Origin of the sequence: Photorhabdus hainanensis (genome assembly GCF_018448965.1) — a bacterium.
Classification (GTDB): Bacteria; Pseudomonadota; Gammaproteobacteria; order Enterobacterales; family Enterobacteriaceae; genus Photorhabdus; species Photorhabdus akhurstii.
In genome coordinates, this window is record NZ_RCWD01000112.1 from 1 (window position 1) to 1,069 (window position 1,069).

The 1,069-nt window shown below is 54.8% G+C and carries 1 rRNA gene; it reads right to left on the reverse strand.

Annotation, left to right across the window (positions count from 1 at the left end):
• Positions 1–1,069: ribosomal RNA gene (locus EAE92_RS24090) — 23S ribosomal RNA — on the reverse strand; the annotation flags it as partial.

Genomic DNA, 1,069 nt, shown 5'->3' on the forward strand with positions numbered 1-1,069 from the left:
GCAGCTCGTCATCACGCCTCAGTGTTACAGAAGAGCGGATTTGCCTGCTCCTCCCACCTACACGCTTAAACCGGGACGACCGTCGCCCGGATGGCCTAGCCTTCTCCGTCCCCCCTTCGCAGTCACATTCAGTACAGGAATATTAACCTGTTTCCCATCAGCTACGCCGCTCGGCCTCGCCTTAGGGGTCGACTCACCCTGCCCCGATTAACGTTGGACAGGAACCCTTGGTCTTCCGGCGAGCGGGTTTTTCACCCGCTTTATCGTTACTTATGTCAGCATTCGCACTTCTGATACCTCCAGCGGGCCTCACAGCGCCACCTTCAACGGCTTACAGAACGCTCCCCTACCCATCCAGAGAACAGACGTCAGAATACAGCTTACAGATGACGTCCCAGTCCGGTCAGCATTTTCGCAATGACTTCGCAGTCACAGGCGATTGCTATCCAGGACCGGATTAATCAAATCCTTCAAGACACCTTTCCGTCCTCTGTCGTCTGAAATCTGTCCTCTGAATGCCGCAGCTTCGGCGCATGGTTTAGCCCCGTTACATCTTCCGCGCAGGCCGACTCGACCAGTGAGCTATTACGCTTTCTTTCAATGATGGCTGCTTCTAAGCCAACATCCTGGCTGTCTGGGCCTTCCCACATCGTTTCCCACTTAACCATGACTTTGGGACCTTAGCTGGCGGTCTGGGTTGTTTCCCTCTTCACGACGGACGTTAGCACCCGCCGTGTGTCTCCCGTGATAACATTCTTCGGTATTCGCAGTTTGCATCGGGTTGGTAAGCCGGGATGGCCCCCTAGCCGAAACAGCGCTCTACCCCCGAAGATGAATTCACGAGGCGCTACCTAAATAGCTTTCGGGGAGAACCAGCTATCTCCCGGTTTGATTGGCCTTTCACCCCCAGCCACAGGTCATCCGCTAATTTTTCAACATTAGTCGGTTCGGTCCTCCAGTTAGTGTTACCCAACCTTCAACCTGCCCATGGCTAGCTCACCGGGTTTCGGGTCTATACCCTGCAACTACTTCGCCCAGTTAAGACTCGGTTTCCCTGCGGCTCCCCTAT